Below are 18607 nucleotides of genomic sequence, written 5' to 3' on the forward strand. Positions count from 1 at the left end.
CACCACAACTGGTTGACCCAAGGCATCTGTGATGAAATGCGACCCCAACCAATTTCGCGCCGCACCGCCATCACTTGCCGTGAAACCACGCCTGATCCGCCAACTGTTCCTGCCACCGTTGATCATCGCCCTGATGATCGGCCTGGGTTATATCGGCTTCTGGGTCAGCGAGTACTACGGCATCCGCACCCTCAGCGACACCGGCGAACGCCAGCTGGAGCTGCATGCCCGCACTGTCGAAAGTGAACTGAGCAAATACACCTACCTGCCGAGCCTTCTGGAACTGGAATCCAGCGTCTCCACGCTGCTGGCTGATCCGAACCAGGAAACCCGCAAGACCGTCAACGATTACCTCGAAGGCCTGAACCGACGCAGTCGCAGTCGGGCCATCTACGTGATGGACACCACCGGCCGCGTACTGGCCACCAGTAACTGGCGCGATGCCGACAGTTACCAGGGTGAAGACCTGTCCTTCCGCGCCTATTTCCAGAACGCCGTACGCGGCCAGCCGGGCCGTTTCTACGGCATTGGAAGCACCAACGGTGAACCCGGCTACTACCTGGCCCACGGCCTGGAAGAGCACGGCAAGATCATCGGCGTCGCCGTGGTCAAGGTGCGCCTCGAAGCCTTGGAAGAACGCTGGCAACGCGCGCGCCTCGAAGCCTTTGTGAGCGATGAGAACGGCATCATCATCCTCTCCAGCGACCCGGCCCGCCGCCTCAAGGCCGTGCGCCCGCTGAGCGATGACACCAAGGATCGCCTGGCCCACAGCCTGCAATATTACTGGGCGACCTTAAACGAGCTGGAACCCCTGGCCCGCGAGCGTATCAACGAAGGCACCGAAAAGCTGACCTTCCCGGCCAACAGCGAAGTGGTCAATGACGCGCACGAAGTCAGCTACCTCGCGCAAACGCGTCCTTTGAATGACACGCCGTGGAATTTCACCCTGCTCACTCCGCTCAATGACCTGCGCCGCGCCGCGATCAACCAGGGCATCCTGGTGGCCGTTGCGTTTGGCCTGGTCGCGTTTTTGCTGATCGCCTGGAACGAGCGGCGTAAGGTCATCGCCACCCGCCTCGCCGCCCGTGAAGCCCTTCAGGAAGCCAACAGCCAGTTGGAACGGCGGATCGCCGAGCGCACCGCCGACCTGCGCGCCAGCAACGAACGGCTCAAAGGCCAGATCCGCGAACGACGCCAGGCCGAAGAAACGCTGCGCCGCGCCCAGGATGAGCTGGTGCAGGCCGGCAAACTGGCGGCCATCGGCCAGATGTCCACCAGCATCGCCCACGAATTGAACCAGCCACTGGCGGCGCTGCGCACCTTGTCCGGCAATACTGTGCGCTTCCTGGAGCGCGGTGCCCTGGACACCGCCAGCGCCAATCTCAAGACCATCAACGAACTGATCGACCGCATGGGCCGCATCACCGCCAGCCTGCGTTCCTTCGCCCGGCGCGGCGATGACCAGGGCGAGGCCAGCCTGGCCAAAGCGGTCGACGCGGCTTTCCAAGTACTCGGCGCACGCCTGGACAGCCTGCCGCTGACCCTGCACCGCGACTTTTCCCCCGCCCAGTTGCAAATCGACCAGACGCGCCTGGAGCAGATCCTGGTCAACCTGATCGGCAATGCCCTTGACGCCATGCAGGCCCAGCCTGCGCCCGAGCTGTGGCTGGAAGGCAGCAGCAGCGAGGGCAAATACCGCCTGCACGTGCGCGATAATGGCCACGGTATCGACGCCGAGGCGCGCAAGCATTTGTTTGAACCGTTCTTCACCACCAAGCCCGGCGAGCAAGGCCTGGGCCTGGGCCTGACGCTGTCCGCGAGCCTTGCGGCGGCCACCGGCGGCAACCTTGCCGTGGAGCACCCGGCCAGTGGTGGAACGGCCTTTGTCTTGTGCCTGCCGTTGGCGGGCGCTCAAAAAGCTGAGTCGACATGAATACAGACGCTAAAGCCATCAAAGACGAGCTCACCGTGCTGATCGTCGAAGACGATCCCCATGTGCTGCTCGGCTGCCAGCAGGCGCTGGCCCTGGAAGACATTCCCAGCGTCGGCGTGGGCAGCGCTGAAGAAGCGTTGAAGCGCATCGGCGAGAACTTCGCCGGCATCGTGATCAGCGACATCCGCTTGCCAGGCATTGACGGCCTGGAGCTGCTCACCCGCCTCAAGGCCTTGGATAAAAGCCTGCCGGTGGTGCTGATCACCGGGCATGGCGATATCTCCATGGCCGTCGGCGCCATGCGCAACGGCGCCTATGACTTCATGGAAAAACCCTTCTCCCCCGAACGCCTGGTCGACGTGGCCCGTCGCGCCCTGGAGCAGCGCGGGCTGGCGCGGGAAGTCTGGTCGCTGCGCCGCCAACTGGCCGAGCGCGATTCACTGGAAGGCCGCATCATCGGCCGCTCGCCGGCCATGCAGAACCTGCGCGAACTGATCGCCAATGTGGCCGACACCTCGGCCAACGTGCTGATCGAAGGCGAGACCGGCACCGGCAAGGAACTGGTCGCGCGCTGCCTGCATGATTTCAGCCGGCGCCACGCCCACCAGTTCGTCGCCCTGAACTGCGGCGGCCTGCCGGAGAACCTGTTCGAAAGCGAAATTTTCGGCCACGAAGCAAACGCCTTTACCGGTGCCGGCAAACGCCGCATCGGCAAGATCGAACACGCCCACGAAGGCACGTTGTTCCTCGATGAAGTGGAAAGCATGCCGATCAACCTGCAGATCAAACTGCTGCGGGTGTTGCAGGAGCGCACCCTGGAACGCCTGGGTTCGAACCAGAGCGTGGCGGTGGATTGCCGGGTGATCGCCGCCACCAAGTCCGACCTCGACGAACTGAGCCGCGCCAACCAATTCCGCAGCGACCTGTACTACCGCCTCAACGTAGTGACCCTGGAACTGCCACCGTTGCGCGAGCGCCGTGAAGACATCCTGCAACTGTTCGAACACTTCCTGCAGCAGTCGTCGCTGCGTTTCGACCGCAGTGTGCCGGAGCTGGACAACCAGACCCTGTCGAGCCTGATGAGCCACGACTGGCCGGGCAACGTGCGTGAGCTGCGCAACGTCGCCGAACGCTTTGCCCTGGGCCTGCCGGCCTTCAAGAAAAGCGGCGCCAGCAGCGGCAGCCAGGGCCTGGCCTTCACCGAAGCGGTGGAAGCCTTCGAACGCAACCTGCTCAACGATGCCTTGCAGCGCAGCGGCGGCAACCTGACCCAGGCCAGCCAGGAACTGGGGATGGCCAAGACCACACTGTTCGATAAAGTCAAAAAATACGGGTTGAGCCACTGATGGATCTGCTATTAAAAGCCGCCCTGGGCGCCGCCGTGGTATTGATTCTGGCCGCGCTGGCCAAGACCAGGAATTACTACATCGCAGGCTTGGTGCCGCTGTTTCCGACCTTTGCCTTGATCGCCCACTACATCGTCGGCAAAGGCCGTTCGGTGGACGACTTGAAGACCACGATCCTGTTCGGGATGTGGTCGATCATTCCGTACTTTGTGTATTTGGCGACGTTGTATGTGATGGTCGATCGGATGCGGTTGGAAGCGTCACTCGCCGTGGCGGCAGTAGCATGGTTGATGGCCGCGACGGTGCTGGTCAGCGTGTGGGTCCGCGTTCACGCCTGATCAGCGCACGATCTTGTCGACCTGGATGCCCAACTTCTTCAGCCGGTACCAGAAGCTGCGCTCCGAAATTCCGATCTTCGCTGCCGCCGCCGCCTGCACGCCGTTGCTCTCCTGCAACGCCGCGAGTATGTAGGCCTTCTCCACCTCCGCCAGCGCCGCATCCAGGTCATGGGGAATGCCCGGTCCATCGCTGAGGATCGCCGTCACACCGTCCTCGCTTGGCTTGGAAGCAAACAGGTAACCCGGCAAGTCGATATCTTCGATCACCGGCGACGCCGCCACGATGGTCGCGCGCTCCACGCAGTTTTGCAGTTCTCGGATATTGCCAGGCCAGTGATACGCCGCCATGGCCTGCAACGCCTCAGGGCTGAAGCCCGTGATACGTTTGCCGGCCGTGGCGCTGAGGGTCTGGGCAAAATGACGGGCCAGCGGCGCGATGTCCTCCACCCGTTCGCGCAAGGACGGCAGGGGAATCGGGAACACGTTGAGGCGGTAGTACAGGTCTTCGCGAAATTCCTTGTTGGCCACCGCTTCCAGCAGGTTTTTGTTGGTCGCGGCGATCACGCGCACATCGACCTTGCGTTCGCGGGGATCGCCCACCGGCTCAATCACCCGCTCCTGCAACGCGCGCAGGATCTTGGCCTGCAACGCCAGGGGCATGTCGCCCACTTCATCGAGAAACAGCGTGCCCTTGTCGGCCTGTTGGAAGCGCCCTACCCGGTCCGCCACGGCGCCGGTAAACGCGCCCTTGCGATGGCCAAACATTTCGCTTTCCAGCAACCCTTCCGGAATGGCTGCGCAATTGACCGCCACGAAGGGTTTGTCGGCGCGACTACCATGCTTGTGGATGGCACGGGCAACCATTTCCTTGCCGGTACCGCTTTCGCCGGTCAGCAGGATGGTAGCGCTGCTGTCGCGCACCGAGTCCACCGCTTGCAGCACTTTGCGAAACGCCGGGCTGTCGCCCACCAGGCTGTCGAACTGGGCGTGTTCGTCCAGCTCGGCGCGCATGCGTGCGTTGTCGCGCATGATGTCGCGAAATTGCAGGGCCTTGGCCACGGTGATGTCCAGCTCGTCGATATCAAACGGCTTGGCGATGTAGTCGTAGGCGCCGTTGCGCATCGACTGCACGGCGTTTTTCACCGTGCTGTAGGCGGTCATCACGATCACCGGCACATGGGGGTAGCGCACCTTGATCTCGGCCAGCAGCGCCGGCCCGTCCATGCCGGGCATGCGCCAGTCGCTGATCACCAGGTCAATGTCTTCCTGCTCCAGCACCTTGAGCGCGTGCAGGCCGTTGCCGGCGACAAACACCTGCACGTCGTTCTGGCCCAGGGCCGAGGCCAGCAGGTCGCAGAGTTTGGGTTCGTCGTCGACTACCAGAATGTTATGCGTCATGACTGTCCTCGTCGTCTTCGCCACTCGCCGGAATGTACAGGCTGAAGGTGGCGCCGGCATCTTTCTCACTGGCACATTCGATGCTGCCGTCGTGACTTTCCATGATCGAATAGACTTTGGCCAGGCCCAAACCGGTGCCCGACGCCTTGGTGGTGACAAATGGCGTAAAGATGCGCTCGATCATGTCCGCCGGAATGCCTTGGCCGGTGTCGGTGATACTGATCAGCGTGTTCTCGCCTTCCGCGCGAATGCCCAGGGTCAGGCGCCCGCCTTCGGGCATCGCGTCGATGGCGTTGAGAATCAGGTTGAGGCACGCCTGCTTGAGCTGCTTGGCATCCGCGTAGATCGTCGCTCCGGGGGCCTGGTCGTCGATGTGCGCGTCGATGTTATGGGTGGCCAGTTCCGGTGCGCAGAAGCCGAGGATTTCCTCCACCAGCGGGCGCGCCGGCAACAAGACGCGCAACGGCGGGTTGGGCTTGGCAAAGTCGAGGAATTCGGTGATCAGGTCGTTGATGCGGCTGACCTCGCTGACCACGTATTCCAAATGGCGCTTGTCGGTTTCCGCCAGGTCGGCGCGGCGGTGCAGCAGCTGCGTCGCCGTCTTGATGATGCCCAGCGGGTTGCGGATTTCGTGGGCCAGGCCCATGGCGACTTCACCCAGGGCATGCAGGCGATCACGTCGACGCAGCTGGGCTTCAAGGTGATGCAACTCGCCCAGCCGCTCGGTCATGTGGTTGAAGGTACTGCTCAACTGCGCCAGTTCGTCGCCACCGCTGACCACCACGCGGTGCGCGTAGTCGCCGGAAATCACCGCGCTCACGCCTTGGGACAAGTCCCGCAGCGGCTTGGTCAGGCGCCGCGACACCAACACCCCCGCCGCCAGCGACAGCGCCGAACTGAGCAGGAAAATCAGCACGAACAGATTGCTCTGGTTTACCAGCCCCACCAGGCTGGTATGGCGCAACAAGCCACTGAAGATCACACCTTGCAGCTCACCGGCGTCGTTGAAGATCGGCCAGTACAAGCCGCTGTAGTTGTTGGTGAACTGTTCGCTCGGCTGCTTGGTGCTGCGCATGGCGATTTCGACGTTCTTGGGGATGCGCGACGGGTGATCTTCAAAGCGTTGGGTCGAGAAAATCTCTGAGAAGCCATTGGGGTTGGCCAGGTACAGGCGCAGGTCGAGGGAATGCACGTCGGCCACGCTGGTGAGAAAACTGCTGTCCAGGTAAGTGGCGACCAACAGCAGGTAATCGACACCGTCCTGGGTGGTTTCAAAAGTCGACACCACAACGCCCGTGCTCACCCCGGCCACCTGCACGGTCTGCAACACCGCGTTGCTGGTCAGGCTGATCTGCTTGACGATGTCGTCAGAGGCGGTGCTGAACACCAGCTTGTGGTCGCTCATACGGATCAGCGCCACCACATCGATGTCGGTGGCGTCGGCAATGTCGGCGGTCAGGCGGTCGTGCTTGGCGGCTTGCCGGCTCGACGGCGGGCTGGTGTAGCGCAGGAACAGCTTGGCCATGCGCGCGTTGTCATGAAGGATGTCGCCAATCTCATCCTTGACGATCTTGGTCGACTCCTGCAGCCAGATGCGCACGTTGCTGTCGAAGATCTGCGACAGCGTGGTAGCCGCCAGTTCGGCGGCGATCATGGTGGGGATCACGCTGACCAACCAGAACGCCAGCACCAGCTTGCGCTGGACGCTCCAGCGCGAAATGGCAAAGGGGCGGGCTTTCTGGCGGGTCTTGGTGATCATCAGGTTTCGCTTATCGCAGCAGCCATGGCAGGGTCGGAACGATCCGGTCGAATAAACAGTTTCACAAGCTTGAGCAGGCCGTTGACCAGCCGGTTGCGGTGGCGGAAAAACACGCTGTTGCCCTGGAACTCGCAGCCCAAGCGCAGCTTACTGGCATACCCGGCCTGGCCGCACTCATACACGGCAATATTGTGTTGAATACAGTAGTCGACATTGGTCAGCCAGCTACGGAAGTACAGGTTGTAGTCGCGGGTGAATTCCACGTCATGCCCGAAAAACTTGTCCACCAGCCGGTGTTCGTCCACCAGGATCAGGTTGAACGCCACCAATTGCTCGTCCACCCAGTAAAGAACACAGACCGCCCGCTCATCAAGGCGTTCGAGCACACCGGTGAAGTAGCCGGCGGGCAGCCGCTCGAACTGCAACTCGGCACGCGTCAGCGTGGCCTCGTACAAGCGCATGACCTCGGGCAGCACGTCGTCGATATTGCGCCGCCACTCCACTCGCGGCCCCGGCGCGCGCAGTTTGCGGCGCAGGTCCTTGCGTGTGGATTTACCCAGGGAACCCAGGTAGGCGTCCACCGAGCCGTAGGGCAGCGGCAACACGCCCGTGGGCAAACTCGGCATGCTCTGGAAGCCTGCCGCGCGGCAACTCTCGACCCAGTGCGGGTCTTTGCTCGGTGCGTCCTTGACCGCCACCAGGCCGATACCGAAGTCATCGGCATCCTGGCGCGCGGCTTCCAGCAGGTGCTTGAGCAGCAGCGGGCGGCGTGCATCCGCCACACTGCTGGCAAAACCGACGTCGCAGCGCTCCGCCACCGGGGAACCGAGGGCATACAGGCCCAGTTGCAAAAGCCCCGGCCACAGTCGCTCCACACGCTCGGTCAAGCGCTTGCCGGCGCCCGACACCGTGGTGTCGAGGCGATAATGGGTGATGAACGCGGCCGCCACAGCCACCAGCGTTCCATCGTCGTAAATCGCCAGGTAACGCCACTGAAAATCATCGATAGCAGCGTTTTCCACGGCGACGTAATAGTCCCAGTCCTCCAGGGCACCCGGGAAACAGTCGTTCCAGGCACTGCGCTGGAGGGCCCGGATGGTCGGGAAGGCTTGGGCGGTAATCACAAGGGTTTCCTTAAGGCTCAAGCCCGCTGTCGATAATCTTGGGGGGCCGGAATGGACTCGGCATGCTGCCCGACAAACTCCGCGCTCAACTCGATCACCCGGCGATATTGCAAGTCGACGGTGATCATGTGGTAGCAGTTGTCCAGCAGGATCTTGGTCACCGGGCCACCGAGGTGGCGTTCCACATAGTCAGCGTTCCAACGGCTGGTGATGTCGTCCTCGATGGAGTGCAACACCAACGCCGGCACCTTGACCTGCGGCATGCGCTTCTTGACCACGGCGTTCATCCGGTGCAGCTCGCGCACGGTGATGCCCTCCATGGTCAGCAAGCCCGCCTCGCTGCTCTCGCCCTCTTTCATCTGCCGCTCGACGATGCCGCGCAGGCGTTCATTCTTGATGCCGTACGGCGGCTTCTCTTCGAAGCGGCAGATGTGCACGCCGAAGGGGATTTTCATCAGCAACGGCGTGAGGAACGCCAGCTTGTTGATACTCCAACCGTCGTACTTCAGAGTGGTGGAATACATCAGCAGCCCAGCGACTTGCCCAGGATGCTCGGCGGCCACGTACATCGACATCACCGCGCCCATGGACAAACCACCGACAAACACCTGCTCATGGCGCTGTTTCACACCGACGAACGTCTTGCGCACGCCTTCGTACCAGTCGCGCCAGCCGGTGGCTTGCAGGTCGCTGTTGTCCCCGCAGTGCCCGGCCAGGGTGGGCACGTACACCGTGCAATTGCCCACCTTGGCCAGGCCCTTGGCGACCTGGCGCAATTCCGTCGGGGTGCCGGTCAGGCCGTGGATCAACAGGATCCCGACCGGACCATCACCGAGAACGAAGCCGGCAGTACCTTCACCGAGGTCGATCTCTGCTGTGTTCACCGGTTGGTCGCCCGCACCAGCAGTTGCTCAAGCAGCTTCAGGCCCAGTTCGATTTCCGGGTAGCTGATTTCCAGGGACGGTGCCAGGGTGATCACGTTTTTGTAGTAACCGCCCACGTCGAGGATCAAACCGAGTTTCTGACCGTCCACCACCATGTCGCCCTTCATGCCTTCTTCGACCATGTAGTCCAGGGTCGCCTTGTCCGGCGTAAAACCATCCGGGCCGCAGATTTCGCAGCGCAGGGCCAGGCCCAGGCCGTCGACGTCGCCGATGATCGGGAAACGCTTCTGCAGGTCTTGCAGGCCTTCGAGGAAGAACTTGCCCTTGGCCATGACCATCGCGCCGTAGTCGACTTCGTTGGTCATCTTGAACATTTCCAGGCCTACCGCCGTGCCCAATGGGTTGGAGGCGAAGGTGGAGTGGGTCGAACCAGGTGGGAAGATCTTCGGGTTGATCAACTCTTCACGGGCCCAGATGCCGCCCAGTGGGTTGAGGCCGTTGGTCAGCGCCTTGCCGAACACAATCACGTCCGGTTGCACGTCGAAGTGCTCGATCGACCACAGTTTGCCGGTGCGGTAGAAGCCCATCTGGATCTCGTCGGAGACCATCAGGATGCCGTGCTGATCCAGCACATGCTTCAACTCACGGTAGAAGTTCATCGGCGGGATCACGTAGCCGCCAGTGCCCTGGATCGGCTCGACGTAGAACGCAGCGTATTCGCTGGAACCGACTTTCGGGTCCCACACACCGTTGTATTCGGTCTCGAACAGGCGGGCGAATTGCTGCACGCAGTGGCTGCCGTACTCTTCCTTGGTCATGCCTTTAGGGCCACGGAAGTGATACGGGAACGGGATGAACTGCGCGCGCTCGCCGAAGTGGCCGTAGCGCCGACGGTAGCGGTAACTGGAGGTGATCGACGACGCGCCGAGGGTACGCCCGTGGTAGCCGCCTTCGAAGGCGAACATCAGGCTCTTGCCGTTGGTGGCGTTACGCACCACCTTCAGGGAGTCTTCGATGGACTGCGAACCGCCGACGTTGAAGTGCACGCGACCGTCGAGGCCGAATTTCTTCTTGGCGTCGACCGCGATCATTTCCGACAGCTCGATCTTGCCCTTGTGCAGGTACTGGCTGGCGATCTGCGGCAGGGTGTCGATCTGCTGTTTCAGCGCGTTGTTGAGGCGCGGGTTGGCGTAGCCGAAGTTGACCGCCGAGTACCACATCTGCAGGTCAAGGTAGGCCTGGTCTTCGGTGTCCCACACGTAGGAGCCTTCGCAACGGCTGAAAATGCGCGGCGGCTCGATGTAGTGGACGGTGTCGCCGTAGGAGCAGTATTTGGCTTCTTTATCGAGAAGGATCTGGTCTTCGGCGGTAGCGATACGGATATCAGACATGGTGGAAGAGTTCCTGATTGTCAGCAGCAGTAAAGGAGGTGGCGTTGGCGGCGATGCCTTGTGGCAGTCGGGCCAGCAGCGCAGGCAGTTCGGCAAAGGTGTCGAAGCGTGCGTGAGGAATGTGGTTGGCTTCGCAGTACTTGGCGAGGCTGCCCTTGGCGAACACGAAGTCGGCGGTGGACGCCACGCACATGTCCGACTTGCCGTCGCCGATCACCAGCACGCGCTTGTTGCGCGGCGTGGACTTGCACTTGCAGTTGCCGGAGGCGGCGCGGCAGGCATCGCTGGAATACGGGAAGTCGATGCGCCAGCTGTTCTGGTCGACTTGGCGCAGGCGGTTGGCGAGGATCGGCAGCAAGGTCACGTAGTTGCGCGACAGGATCCGTGCGATGCCCTGCTCGATGCCGTCGCTGACCACTTCGATGGTTGCGCCCAGGCCCATGACGTGGTCGACGAAGTCCGGGAAGTCCGGGTCAATCTCGACGCTGTCGAAATACGCCAGCAGTTCGGAGGGGGTCGCCTTGATCAGCGCCAGTTGGCGGCTCAGGCATTCGCGTGAACCGATATGCCCATCCAGCCATTCCTGTTCGATGGTTTCCCACTCGGGGCCGGCGAAGCGTTGGAGGACGTTGTCGATGACATCGGTGGGGGTAATGGTCCCGTCGAAGTCACACACGATATGCCAGTGGATCATCGTTGTTTACCTTGGAGGAGCGCGCTGTATGCGCTTGCAACAAGGGGTAGAGCAGGGAGTGTGCCAACTGGCCAACAGCCAGCGGGGCTGGGGCTTTGCCTGGCATGGCGGGCAATTTGTGTCGCAGGAGCTACAATTTTTGTAGCTTGCTACAAACAAGATGAGTGCTTGCGTGGAAAGGATGCTTTGCGCGTTCATGCGCACGTAATCAATCAAGGAACAGTGACCATGTTGAGGATCACTTGCGCTGCACTGGCCGGTTTACTGGGCCTCTGGAGCGTTTCTAGCGCGGCTCAGGCCGGCGGTATCACCGGCGAAGTCGGCGCAGGCGTCAGCTACCAGCCCCATGACCCCACCGGCAGCCGCTACGAAACGCGGCCCGTTCCCTACTTCGACCTGGACTGGGGCGATGTCAGCCTGAGCACCGATGACGGCCTGACCTGGAGCGCACTCAACACCCACGGTTTGACCGCCGGCCCCTACATCAATTACCTGTCGGGCCGCACGTCCAACGGCGATCTCCAGGGCCTGCGCAATGTGTCGGACATGGCGGAAGTCGGTGGTTTTATCCAATACGCCCCGGCTGATTTCTGGCGGGTCTACGCGCAATTGGGGCAAGCCGTGGGCGGGGGGCATTCGCAGAGCGGTGCCCTGGGCAAAGTCGGCGGCGAACTGGGCTACCCCCTGGGTGGCGGGATTATCGGCAGCAGCGGTCTGGTCGCGCATTTCGCCGATGCGCGCCAGACCAACACGTTTTTCGGCGTGGATGACAACGAGGCCGCCGCCACCGGCTTTCGCCCCTACAACGCCAGCGGCGGCTTCCAGAACCTGACGCTGACCCAGAGTTTCGAGTTTCCCCTGGCCGAAAAATGGTCGCTGCTGACCAGCGCCAGCTGGGTTCACCTGGTCGGCTCGGCGGCCGACAGCAGCATCGTGCGGCAGACCGGCGACGTGAACCAGGGCCAGGTGCAGACGGCCATCAGCTACAAGTTCGATTAGGTTGGTCTGGGGTTTGCAATGAGGTCCTGGAATCCATTTTTCCAGGACACTCTTCATGGCTCGCCCCGCTTACCGCCTGCTGCACCACTCGCTCTGGGACCTGGTGCCCATCGCCCTGGGCCTGGCGCATTTCGCTTTTGTCATCTGGCTGGTCACCGCGTTCCACAGCCTGAGCTGGTGGGCGCTGGTGCCCCTGGCGCTGGTCTACTCGGTGAGTCTGTCGTGGAGCATCAACAGCATCTCCCACAACCAGATCCACAACGCCTACTTCACCCATCGTGCGATGAACCGGGCGTTCGATCTGCTGCTGTCGGTGACCATCGGCTTTTCCCAGACGCTCTACCGCGATATCCACAACAGCCATCACCGTGGCAACGCCGACCTGCCGGGCCCGGACGGTAAAACCATCGACCCGCTGTCGATCTACCAGCGCGGCCACAATGGCCAGCCGGAAAATCCGTGGGCTTACACTTTCCTGAGTTTTTTCCGCGACGATCCCAAGCCGTTCTACCACGAGATGAAGCGCAAGCGCCCGGCAGATGCGCGCTGGGTCAAGGTTGAGATCGGCGTGACGGTAGCGTTCTATATCGCCCTGGCGTTCTACAACTGGCAGGCGGTGTTGTGGCTGTTGCCGTTCTGGTACCTGGGCCAGTGCCTGTCATCGCTCAATGGCTACTACGAACACTTCGGCGGCAACCCGGACCTGCCGATTGCCTGGGGCGTGAGTTCCTACAGCGTGCTCTACAACCTGATCTGGATGAACAATGGCTACCACGCCGAGCACCACTACCGGCCGAAGATGCACTGGACCCAAGTGAAGGCGTTTCATCGGGAGATTGCCGAGCAGCAGCGTGAGGCGGGGGTCAAGCAGCTTCCCGTGTCACACGGGTTGGGCTTTCTGGTAGCGCACCGCAACAACTAGGGCTGAAAACCGGGATTTTGTGGTGAGCGAGCTTGCCTCGCGCGAGGCAAGCCCGCTCACCACAACAATCAAATCAAACCAGACCAAAGTGATCAGTTTTCTTCGCCTTCGGCCAGCAGGGCGATGCCGGCGATAATCACCGCCACCCCTACCCAGTGCAGCGGGCTGATATGTTCCCCCAGCCCCAGCCACGACCCCAGCAACACCACCACAAACACCAGTGAACTCAGCGGAAACGCCAGGGACAGGCTGCTGCGCCGCAGGATCAGCATCCACACGAAAAACGCGCCGATGTAGCTGGCGATCGCCGCCAGAATCCCAGGGTTGCGCGCCACGTCCGCCAGCCATTGCCAGCTCAAATCCATCTGCCCCAGTTGATCGCCAGCCACTTTGGTAAACAGCTGACCAGCGCTTTCGGTACAGATCAACAAGGCCCACAGCACCACCGTGCCGAGGCGCCCATGCAGCCATCCGTTATTCATGGTTTGCGTACTCATGCCTGACTCCCTGCAATCGCCACCAACATCACACCCAAGGTGATCACCAGCGTGCCAAGCCAACGGCGGCGGCTGACGGTTTCGCCCAGCACCACCTTGCCCGCCAGCACCACGCCGCAATAGGCCAGCGCCGCAGCCGGGAACAACAGGCTCAACGGCGCACGGGACAACGCTTCAAGCCATACGAAGAACTCGACGGCATAGGCACCGATCCCGGCCCACAGCAACGGTGCATTGAACACCTGGCCCCAGAACGCATTCAGGCGAAAACCGCCGTCCAACTCGGGCAACCGGTCCAGGCCGATCTTGAAACACAGCTGGCCGATCACATCGAGCACGATGGAAAACGCCACCAGCAACACCACGGTCAACGTCACGGGAACAGCTCCTCAAACAGGTCGATCAGGGCTTCATTGGTGGCCGCATTACGCTGCAGATCTTCCGCGCTCCAGCGCTCGGGCGGTGGCTGGTCTGACTTGGCTTCCCAACGCTTGAACGCATTGCTGAAGGCGGGCGTGGCGAACTCGCCGCACACGTCGATGCCGATGATGCGTTTGCGCGCAGCCAAGGCCCGCAGGGCTTGCAGCAGATGGGTCAGGCGCATGCCGCCCTGGTCCCAGTTGGTGGCCGCATCTTCGCTGGCGAGCACGTCTTTGTCGATGGTGATCCAGATCGCTTCAGTGGGCAGGCTGGTGATCATCTGATCGAGGAATTGCGCCCAATCCAGCTCGGCCAGGTTGCGCCAGTACAGGTGATCTTCCTGCTGCTGGTGACCGGCGCCGTCCCCTACCCGGCCCCAGACTTTCGACGGTGGATGCTGCCAGGGAAACAGCTGCAAGTGCCCGCGCTTGAGCGCCCCAAGGTTGCCACCGCGCAGTTGCGGGTTGTGCAGGTCATCGCTGCAAGGGCCGAGGGTGACGATACGTTTGATCGCCGGCATCTTCAGCGCGCGATTGACCCACGATCCGCAATGACGCTTGGGCGCAAAGCGCACCCAGTCGGGGTGGTTGTCGAAGTGGATCAGGCTGATGGGTTCTTTCAGGTCGGCGAGGAAGGCCGGGGTGAGGTGGTGATAGTCACCGGAACCGACAAACAGGATTTCCGGGCGCGCATCGGTGGGCCGGGGCCGTTGGGCGAGGCGCTCGGCGAAACGCTTCCAGGTTTTTTCAGTGGACCACAGGCGCAGCTTGGGGCCCAGGTCCAGCAGGTCGATACGCGTGGCACGGCCGCTGGCCAGACGCCGGGCAATCGGTGCCTGGCCGGTGAGGCTGTGGTCGAGGTCAAGAATATTCAAGGCAGTGTCCCCTAAGGCTTTAGGGGGTCAATGCAAGGGGCGGGCCAGCACAACTCTTGAAGACGGTGACTGACCAATGTGGGAGCGGGCTTGCTCGCGAATGCGGTGTGTCAGTCATTGAATACTTGGCTGACACACTGCATTCGCGAGCAAGCCCGCTCCCACATTTTGAACCGTGATCGGCTTTAGTTTTTCGCTTCGTTGATGATCTGGCGGATCGCCCCCACAAAGGCTTCCGCCGGCTGGCCGCCGCTGACGGCGTACTGGTCGTTGAAGACGATGGTCGGCACCGAGGTCACGCCACGGGAGATCCACAGTTGCTCTTGCTCGCGCACTTCAGCGGCGTATTCATCGCAGGCGAGAATCTCGGCCGCACGCTGGATATCCAGGCCGACGCTTTCGGCGATGATCGCCAGGGTGGCGTGATCGGACGGGTCCTGGCCATCCGTGAAATACGCCTTGAACAGCGCTTCCTTGAGGTTGTACTGCAAGCCTTCCAGCCCGGCCCAATGCAACAGGCGATGCGCGTCGAAGGTGTTGTAGATGCGGCTTTGGCCGTCAGTGCGGAACGCGAAGCCCAAGCCGGCGCCCAGGTCGCGGATACGCTCGCGGTTGGCCTGGGATTGCTCGGCGGTGGAGCCGTATTTTTCGGTGATGTGCTCGACGATGTTCTGACCGATGGCAGGCATGTTCGGGTTCAACTCGAACGGCTGGAAATGGATCTCGGCCTGGACGTCGGCGCCCAGTTGGTCGAGGGCCTCGGTCAGTCCACGCAGGCCGATGATGCACCATGGGCAGGACACGTCGCTGACGAAATCGATTTTCAGGGGAGTACTCATGACAGGCAACCTCGCAGGCGCAAATGGGCCACAAAGGTTGCACGATACACCAATGTCACAAGACCTTCGAAGGCTCGCCCAGGTCAATCTGCGCCCAATGCGCCGCGTCTTGGCGATGGGCTTGCAGGTACGGCAACACCGCCGTCAGCAGCGGCGCCTTGAACGCTTCCTGGAAACGATGGGCCATGCCGGGAATCAGCTTCAACTGGCTGCCCTGGATATGCGCCGCCAGGTGCACGCCATGCATCACCGGCAACAGCGGGTCGGCGGTGCCGTGCACCACCAGGGTCGGTACGCGCAGTTGGTTGAGCAACGGTACGCGGCTGGGTTCGGCAAGGATCGCCATGATCTGGCGCTTCACGCCGTCCGGGTTGAAGGCGCGGTCGTAGGACAGCGCCGCTTGGTGCAACAGCGCCTGGCGATCATCCGTCACGTTCGGGCTGCCCAGGGCCGCCAGTAGATCGGCCTGCTGCTCCAGCGCCACTTCACGGCTCGGCGCGCTGCGCCGTGACAGCAGTTGCACCAACGCCGCATTCGGCGCCGGCAAGCCTTCGGCACCGGAGCTGGTCATGATCAGCGTGAGGCTCTCGACCCGCTGCGGCGCCATGGCCGCCAGGTGCTGGGCGATCATGCCGCCCATGCTCGCGCCGAGCACGTGGAATTGCTGGATCTGCAACGCGTCCATCAAGCCGATGGCGTCATCAGCCATGTCGGTCAGCGTGTAAGGCGCCGCCACCGGCAGGCCGAGCTTGTAGCGCAGCACTTCAAAGGTCAGGTTGGCGTTGGCCGGTGCCTGGCGCCAGGTGGACAGGCCGACATCACGGTTGTCGTAGCGGATCACCCGAAAACCCTGTTGGCACAGGGCGACCACCACTTCATCCGGCCAGTGGATCAACTGCCCGCCCAGGCCCATCACCAGCAGCAACGCCGGGTCGGACGCACGGCCGATGCTCTGGTAGGCGATGCTCACCTGAGCCAGGTCGACCGTTTGGGTCGGGACATTGACGTCACATCGAGAAGCCGCAAAAGACGGCAGGCCGAACAATAGAGCGGCCAGTAAAAGCAACACGCGCATGAAAAACACCGAAACGCAGAACCCCAGTAGAGCGCGAGTCTGATGAAGTTTGTTCAAGCGCGCTGCCACAGTTGCGTGACAGTTTGATGAAGAGTGCCCAGCGGTCATTGTCGACCTGCTTATCGACAGGCAGGCCAACATGAGACAAACTCACGCCATTCGAATTCGTCACAAATTATATTCATGGAGAGCCCGTGCTCGAGATCCGTCACCTCAAGACCCTGCACGCGTTACGCGAGGCCGACAGCCTGGTGGAAGCCGCCGAACGCCTGCACCTGACGCAGTCGGCGCTGTCCCACCAGTTCAAAGAGTTGGAAGAGCGCCTGGGCATGCCGCTGTTCGTGCGCAAAACCAAGCCGCTGCGCTTCACCAGCGCCGGCCTGCGCCTGCTGCAACTGGCCGACGCCACCCTGCCGCTGCTGCGCGGCGCCGAGCGTGACATAGCGCGACTGGCAGGCGGCACCGCCGGACGCCTGCACATGGCAATCGAATGCCACAGCTGCTTCCAGTGGCTGATGCCGACCATCGACCAATTCCGCGATGCATGGCCGGAGGTTGAGCTGGACCTGGCCTCCGGTTTCGCTTTCGCGCCGCTGCCGGCGCTGGCCCGTGGCGACCTGGACCTGGTGGTGACCTCCGACCCGCTGGAACTGCCAGGCATCACCTACGTGCCGCTGTTCACCTACGAAGCCATGCTCGCCGTCGCCAACCAGCATGCGCTGGCAACCAAGGCGTACATCGTGCCCGAAGACCTGTTGACCGAAACCCTGATCACCTACCCGGTGGAACGCGACCGCCTGGATATCTTCACCCGCTTCCTCGAACCCGCCGATGTGGAACCGGCGCAGGTGCGTACGTCCGAGCTGTCGGTGATGATGATGCAGCTGGTGGCCAGCGGCCGTGGCGTGTGCGGCATGCCCCATTGGGCGCTGCATGAGTACAGCTCGCGTGGCTACGTGAAGGCCAAGCGCCTGGGTGAAAAAGGTTTGTTTGCCACGCTGTATGCCGGGATTCGTGCGGACATGCTGGATGCGCCCTACATGCGCGACTTCCTGCTGACGGCCAAGGACACGTCGTTTTCCACCCTGGATGGGGTCAGCGCAGTGCGCTAGCGCGTCAGCTCGCGCCACATGTGGATCTTGTCGAAATAATCCACACCGACCCGCACCGCCAGCGGCTCCAGGCCGTATTGGATGAAGCCGCAGCGTTGGTACAGGGCGAAGGCGGCGTCATTGCCGGCGGTGACCGTCAGTTGGATCACTTTGAGCCGCGGCTGTTTGCGCGCTTCATCCAGTGCCGCTTCCACCAGTTGCCGGCCCAAGCCTTGTTGTTGGTGGCCTGCATTCACGTACATGCCGAACAGAGTCACCTTGTGCCGCGCTTTCTCTCGCGGCTCAAACGCCAGGCCGACAATGCCGGCCAGCTCATCCTCGGCAAACGCACCGAGCAAGCAATCCAACGGACTGCTCAAGCGTTTTTCCCACCAACTCAGCGGCATGGCTGCGCGCTCCGCCACGCTGGAGGTGAACGCCTGGGGATAGACGCCATAGGCTTCCAACATCAACGCCCGATACGCCTCGGCATCGCTGACCACCAGCGGGCGAATGATCATGCCGTCAGCGAGGCACGGTAAAACGGCAGGATCAGGTCCCGCGTCAACGGGGCCAATTGCAGGCCGCCGTCACCGGCCGGGTCGATCCAGCGCACTTCTTCAATCTCGGCAGCTGGCGTGACCGCCACATCGATCTGCACCTGGAACAGCTCGGCTTCCACGGTGAAACCCGGCTCGTTGACCGCAGGTGCGGAAAACTTCCCAAGATAGACCGCAGCGCTTGGCTCGATAAGCAGGTTCAGCTCTTCGTGCAGCTCACGGGCCAAGGCCTCGGCAGGCTGCTCGCCAGCGTCGATCTTGCCGCCGGGTTGCATGAAGGCCTGGGTGCCGCGCTTGCGCACCAGCAAAGTCTGGCCATCGCTACCGATCAAAAGGGCAGCGGCAATACGGATTGTGGTGGACATGACATCTACGCCTGGAAAAAGTCACCAAGGATCCCATGCACATCAGCCGCAATCAACTGAACGGGTAGCCCTCCAGCGCGCCGTTTGAACGCTTTCAA

19 protein-coding genes are annotated in these 18607 nt (G+C 62.2%); 6 read left to right on the plus strand and 13 right to left on the minus strand.

The window, feature by feature from the left end; genetic code table 11:
• Positions 1–31 precede the first annotated feature (31 nt).
• The 3 genes from HX823_RS20420 to HX823_RS20430 are packed head-to-tail and all read left to right on the plus strand — an operon-like array spanning position 32 to position 3617.
• Positions 32–1933: a sensor histidine kinase gene (locus HX823_RS20420; RefSeq protein ID WP_177076315.1), complete on the plus strand. Its 1902-nt coding sequence runs from the start codon at positions 32–34 to the stop codon at positions 1931–1933.
• Positions 1930–3279, plus strand: a complete 1350-nt coding sequence (locus tag HX823_RS20425) for a sigma-54 dependent transcriptional regulator (protein ID WP_016977477.1) — start codon at positions 1930–1932, stop codon at positions 3277–3279. The genes HX823_RS20420 and HX823_RS20425 overlap by 4 nt, the downstream gene beginning before the upstream one ends.
• Positions 3279–3617 carry a GlpM family protein gene (locus HX823_RS20430; protein WP_033896402.1) on the plus strand — a complete coding sequence of 113 codons (339 nt, stop codon included), beginning with the start codon at positions 3279–3281 and terminating at the stop codon, positions 3615–3617. Before HX823_RS20425 ends, HX823_RS20430 begins: the two co-directional genes overlap by 1 nt.
• On the opposite strand, the gene HX823_RS20435 is transcribed toward HX823_RS20430, so the two are convergent.
• The 6 genes from HX823_RS20435 to HX823_RS20460 are packed head-to-tail and all read right to left on the minus strand — an operon-like array spanning position 3618 to position 10867.
• Positions 3618–5015 carry a sigma-54 dependent transcriptional regulator gene (locus HX823_RS20435; protein ID WP_038847827.1) on the minus strand — a complete coding sequence of 466 codons (1398 nt, stop codon included), beginning with the start codon at positions 5013–5015 and terminating at the stop codon, positions 3618–3620.
• Positions 5005–6774 carry a HAMP domain-containing sensor histidine kinase gene (locus HX823_RS20440; protein ID WP_177076317.1) on the minus strand — a complete coding sequence of 590 codons (1770 nt, stop codon included), beginning with the start codon at positions 6772–6774 and terminating at the stop codon, positions 5005–5007. The genes HX823_RS20435 and HX823_RS20440 overlap by 11 nt, the downstream gene beginning before the upstream one ends.
• The gene (locus tag HX823_RS20445; protein WP_177076319.1) at positions 6774–7898 is read right to left on the minus strand and encodes a GNAT family N-acetyltransferase; all 1125 of its coding nucleotides are present in this window, start codon (positions 7896–7898) and stop codon (positions 6774–6776) included. Before HX823_RS20445 ends, HX823_RS20440 begins: the two co-directional genes overlap by 1 nt.
• A 17-nt stretch (positions 7899–7915) precedes the next feature.
• Entirely contained in the window at positions 7916–8782 is an 867-nt protein-coding gene (locus HX823_RS20450) for an alpha/beta fold hydrolase (RefSeq protein WP_177059396.1), read from the minus strand.
• Positions 8779–10173 carry an aspartate aminotransferase family protein gene (locus HX823_RS20455; RefSeq protein WP_016977483.1) on the minus strand — a complete coding sequence of 465 codons (1395 nt, stop codon included), beginning with the start codon at positions 10171–10173 and terminating at the stop codon, positions 8779–8781. Before HX823_RS20455 ends, HX823_RS20450 begins: the two co-directional genes overlap by 4 nt.
• Positions 10166–10867 carry an MtnX-like HAD-IB family phosphatase gene (locus tag HX823_RS20460; protein ID WP_177076320.1) on the minus strand — a complete coding sequence of 234 codons (702 nt, stop codon included), beginning with the start codon at positions 10865–10867 and terminating at the stop codon, positions 10166–10168. The genes HX823_RS20455 and HX823_RS20460 overlap by 8 nt, the downstream gene beginning before the upstream one ends.
• A gap of 228 nt (positions 10868–11095) precedes the next feature.
• Between HX823_RS20460 and HX823_RS20465 the strand changes: the two genes are divergently transcribed.
• Both HX823_RS20465 and HX823_RS20470 read left to right on the plus strand, forming a co-directional pair.
• Complete coding sequence (locus HX823_RS20465) at positions 11096–11866, plus strand: MipA/OmpV family protein (RefSeq protein ID WP_177076322.1); 771 nt, start codon at positions 11096–11098, stop codon at positions 11864–11866.
• Between the two features lie 55 nt (positions 11867–11921).
• Positions 11922–12788 carry a fatty acid desaturase gene (locus HX823_RS20470; RefSeq protein ID WP_177076324.1) on the plus strand — a complete coding sequence of 289 codons (867 nt, stop codon included), beginning with the start codon at positions 11922–11924 and terminating at the stop codon, positions 12786–12788.
• 92 nt (positions 12789–12880) lie between these two features.
• Here HX823_RS20470 and HX823_RS20475 read toward each other — a convergent pair whose 3' ends face one another.
• The 5 genes from HX823_RS20475 to HX823_RS20495 all read right to left on the minus strand — a co-directional run bounded on the left by HX823_RS20475 (position 12881) and on the right by HX823_RS20495 (position 16493).
• Positions 12881–13285: an EamA family transporter gene (locus HX823_RS20475; protein ID WP_016977487.1), complete on the minus strand. Its 405-nt coding sequence runs from the start codon at positions 13283–13285 to the stop codon at positions 12881–12883.
• Entirely contained in the window at positions 13282–13662 is a 381-nt protein-coding gene (locus HX823_RS20480; RefSeq protein ID WP_016977488.1) for a transporter, read from the minus strand. The genes HX823_RS20475 and HX823_RS20480 overlap by 4 nt, the downstream gene beginning before the upstream one ends.
• Positions 13659–14579, minus strand: a complete 921-nt coding sequence (locus HX823_RS20485; RefSeq protein WP_177076326.1) for an arginase — start codon at positions 14577–14579, stop codon at positions 13659–13661. Before HX823_RS20485 ends, HX823_RS20480 begins: the two co-directional genes overlap by 4 nt.
• A 185-nt stretch (positions 14580–14764) precedes the next feature.
• A complete protein-coding gene (locus HX823_RS20490) occupies positions 14765–15418 on the minus strand; it encodes a DsbA family oxidoreductase (protein ID WP_038842289.1) in 654 nt (217 codons plus the stop codon).
• Positions 15419–15473: 55 nt separating this feature from the next.
• The gene (locus HX823_RS20495) at positions 15474–16493 is read right to left on the minus strand and encodes an alpha/beta fold hydrolase (protein WP_177076328.1); all 1020 of its coding nucleotides are present in this window, start codon (positions 16491–16493) and stop codon (positions 15474–15476) included.
• A 194-nt stretch (positions 16494–16687) separates the two neighbouring features.
• Between HX823_RS20495 and metR the strand changes: the two genes are divergently transcribed.
• Positions 16688–17605 (plus strand): transcriptional regulator MetR, encoded by a 918-nt coding sequence (gene metR, locus HX823_RS20500; RefSeq protein ID WP_033896390.1) that lies wholly within the window; start codon positions 16688–16690, stop codon positions 17603–17605.
• Here metR and HX823_RS20505 read toward each other — a convergent pair.
• Positions 17602–18105, minus strand: a complete 504-nt coding sequence (locus HX823_RS20505; protein ID WP_177076330.1) for a GNAT family N-acetyltransferase — start codon at positions 18103–18105, stop codon at positions 17602–17604. The two genes, metR and HX823_RS20505, sit on opposite strands and share 4 nt — an antisense overlap.
• Entirely contained in the window at positions 18102–18509 is a 408-nt protein-coding gene (locus HX823_RS20510) for an NUDIX domain-containing protein (RefSeq protein ID WP_038842280.1), read from the minus strand. The genes HX823_RS20505 and HX823_RS20510 overlap by 4 nt, the downstream gene beginning before the upstream one ends.
• Positions 18510–18607: the final 98 nt, after the last annotated feature.

Origin of the sequence: Pseudomonas sp. P7759 (genome assembly GCF_013386445.1) — a bacterium.
Lineage (GTDB): Bacteria > Pseudomonadota > Gammaproteobacteria > Pseudomonadales > Pseudomonadaceae > Aquipseudomonas > Aquipseudomonas azotoformans_A.

Excerpts from the sequence above, each read along its gene's own strand:
- HX823_RS20460 (WP_177076320.1), bottom strand. The coding sequence starts at position 10,867 with ATGATCCACTGGCATATCGTGTGTGACTTCGACGGGACCATTACCCCC.
- HX823_RS20455 (WP_016977483.1), bottom strand. The coding sequence starts at position 10,173 with ATGTCTGATATCCGTATCGCTACCGCCGAAGACCAGATCCTTCTCGAT.
- HX823_RS20475 (WP_016977487.1), bottom strand. The coding sequence starts at position 13,285 with ATGAGTACGCAAACCATGAATAACGGATGGCTGCATGGGCGCCTCGGC.
- HX823_RS20510 (WP_038842280.1), bottom strand. The coding sequence starts at position 18,509 with ATGTCCACCACAATCCGTATTGCCGCTGCCCTTTTGATCGGTAGCGAT.
- HX823_RS20425 (WP_016977477.1), top strand. The coding sequence starts at position 1,930 with ATGAATACAGACGCTAAAGCCATCAAAGACGAGCTCACCGTGCTGATC.
- HX823_RS20435 (WP_038847827.1), bottom strand. The coding sequence starts at position 5,015 with ATGACGCATAACATTCTGGTAGTCGACGACGAACCCAAACTCTGCGAC.
- HX823_RS20440 (WP_177076317.1), bottom strand. The coding sequence starts at position 6,774 with ATGATCACCAAGACCCGCCAGAAAGCCCGCCCCTTTGCCATTTCGCGC.
- HX823_RS20465 (WP_177076322.1), top strand. The coding sequence starts at position 11,096 with ATGTTGAGGATCACTTGCGCTGCACTGGCCGGTTTACTGGGCCTCTGG.
- HX823_RS20505 (WP_177076330.1), bottom strand. The coding sequence starts at position 18,105 with ATGATCATTCGCCCGCTGGTGGTCAGCGATGCCGAGGCGTATCGGGCG.
- HX823_RS20430 (WP_033896402.1), top strand. The coding sequence starts at position 3,279 with ATGGATCTGCTATTAAAAGCCGCCCTGGGCGCCGCCGTGGTATTGATT.
- HX823_RS20420 (WP_177076315.1), top strand. The coding sequence starts at position 32 with ATGAAATGCGACCCCAACCAATTTCGCGCCGCACCGCCATCACTTGCC.
- HX823_RS20470 (WP_177076324.1), top strand. The coding sequence starts at position 11,922 with ATGGCTCGCCCCGCTTACCGCCTGCTGCACCACTCGCTCTGGGACCTG.
- HX823_RS20495 (WP_177076328.1), bottom strand. The coding sequence starts at position 16,493 with ATGCGCGTGTTGCTTTTACTGGCCGCTCTATTGTTCGGCCTGCCGTCT.
- HX823_RS20490 (WP_038842289.1), bottom strand. The coding sequence starts at position 15,418 with ATGAGTACTCCCCTGAAAATCGATTTCGTCAGCGACGTGTCCTGCCCA.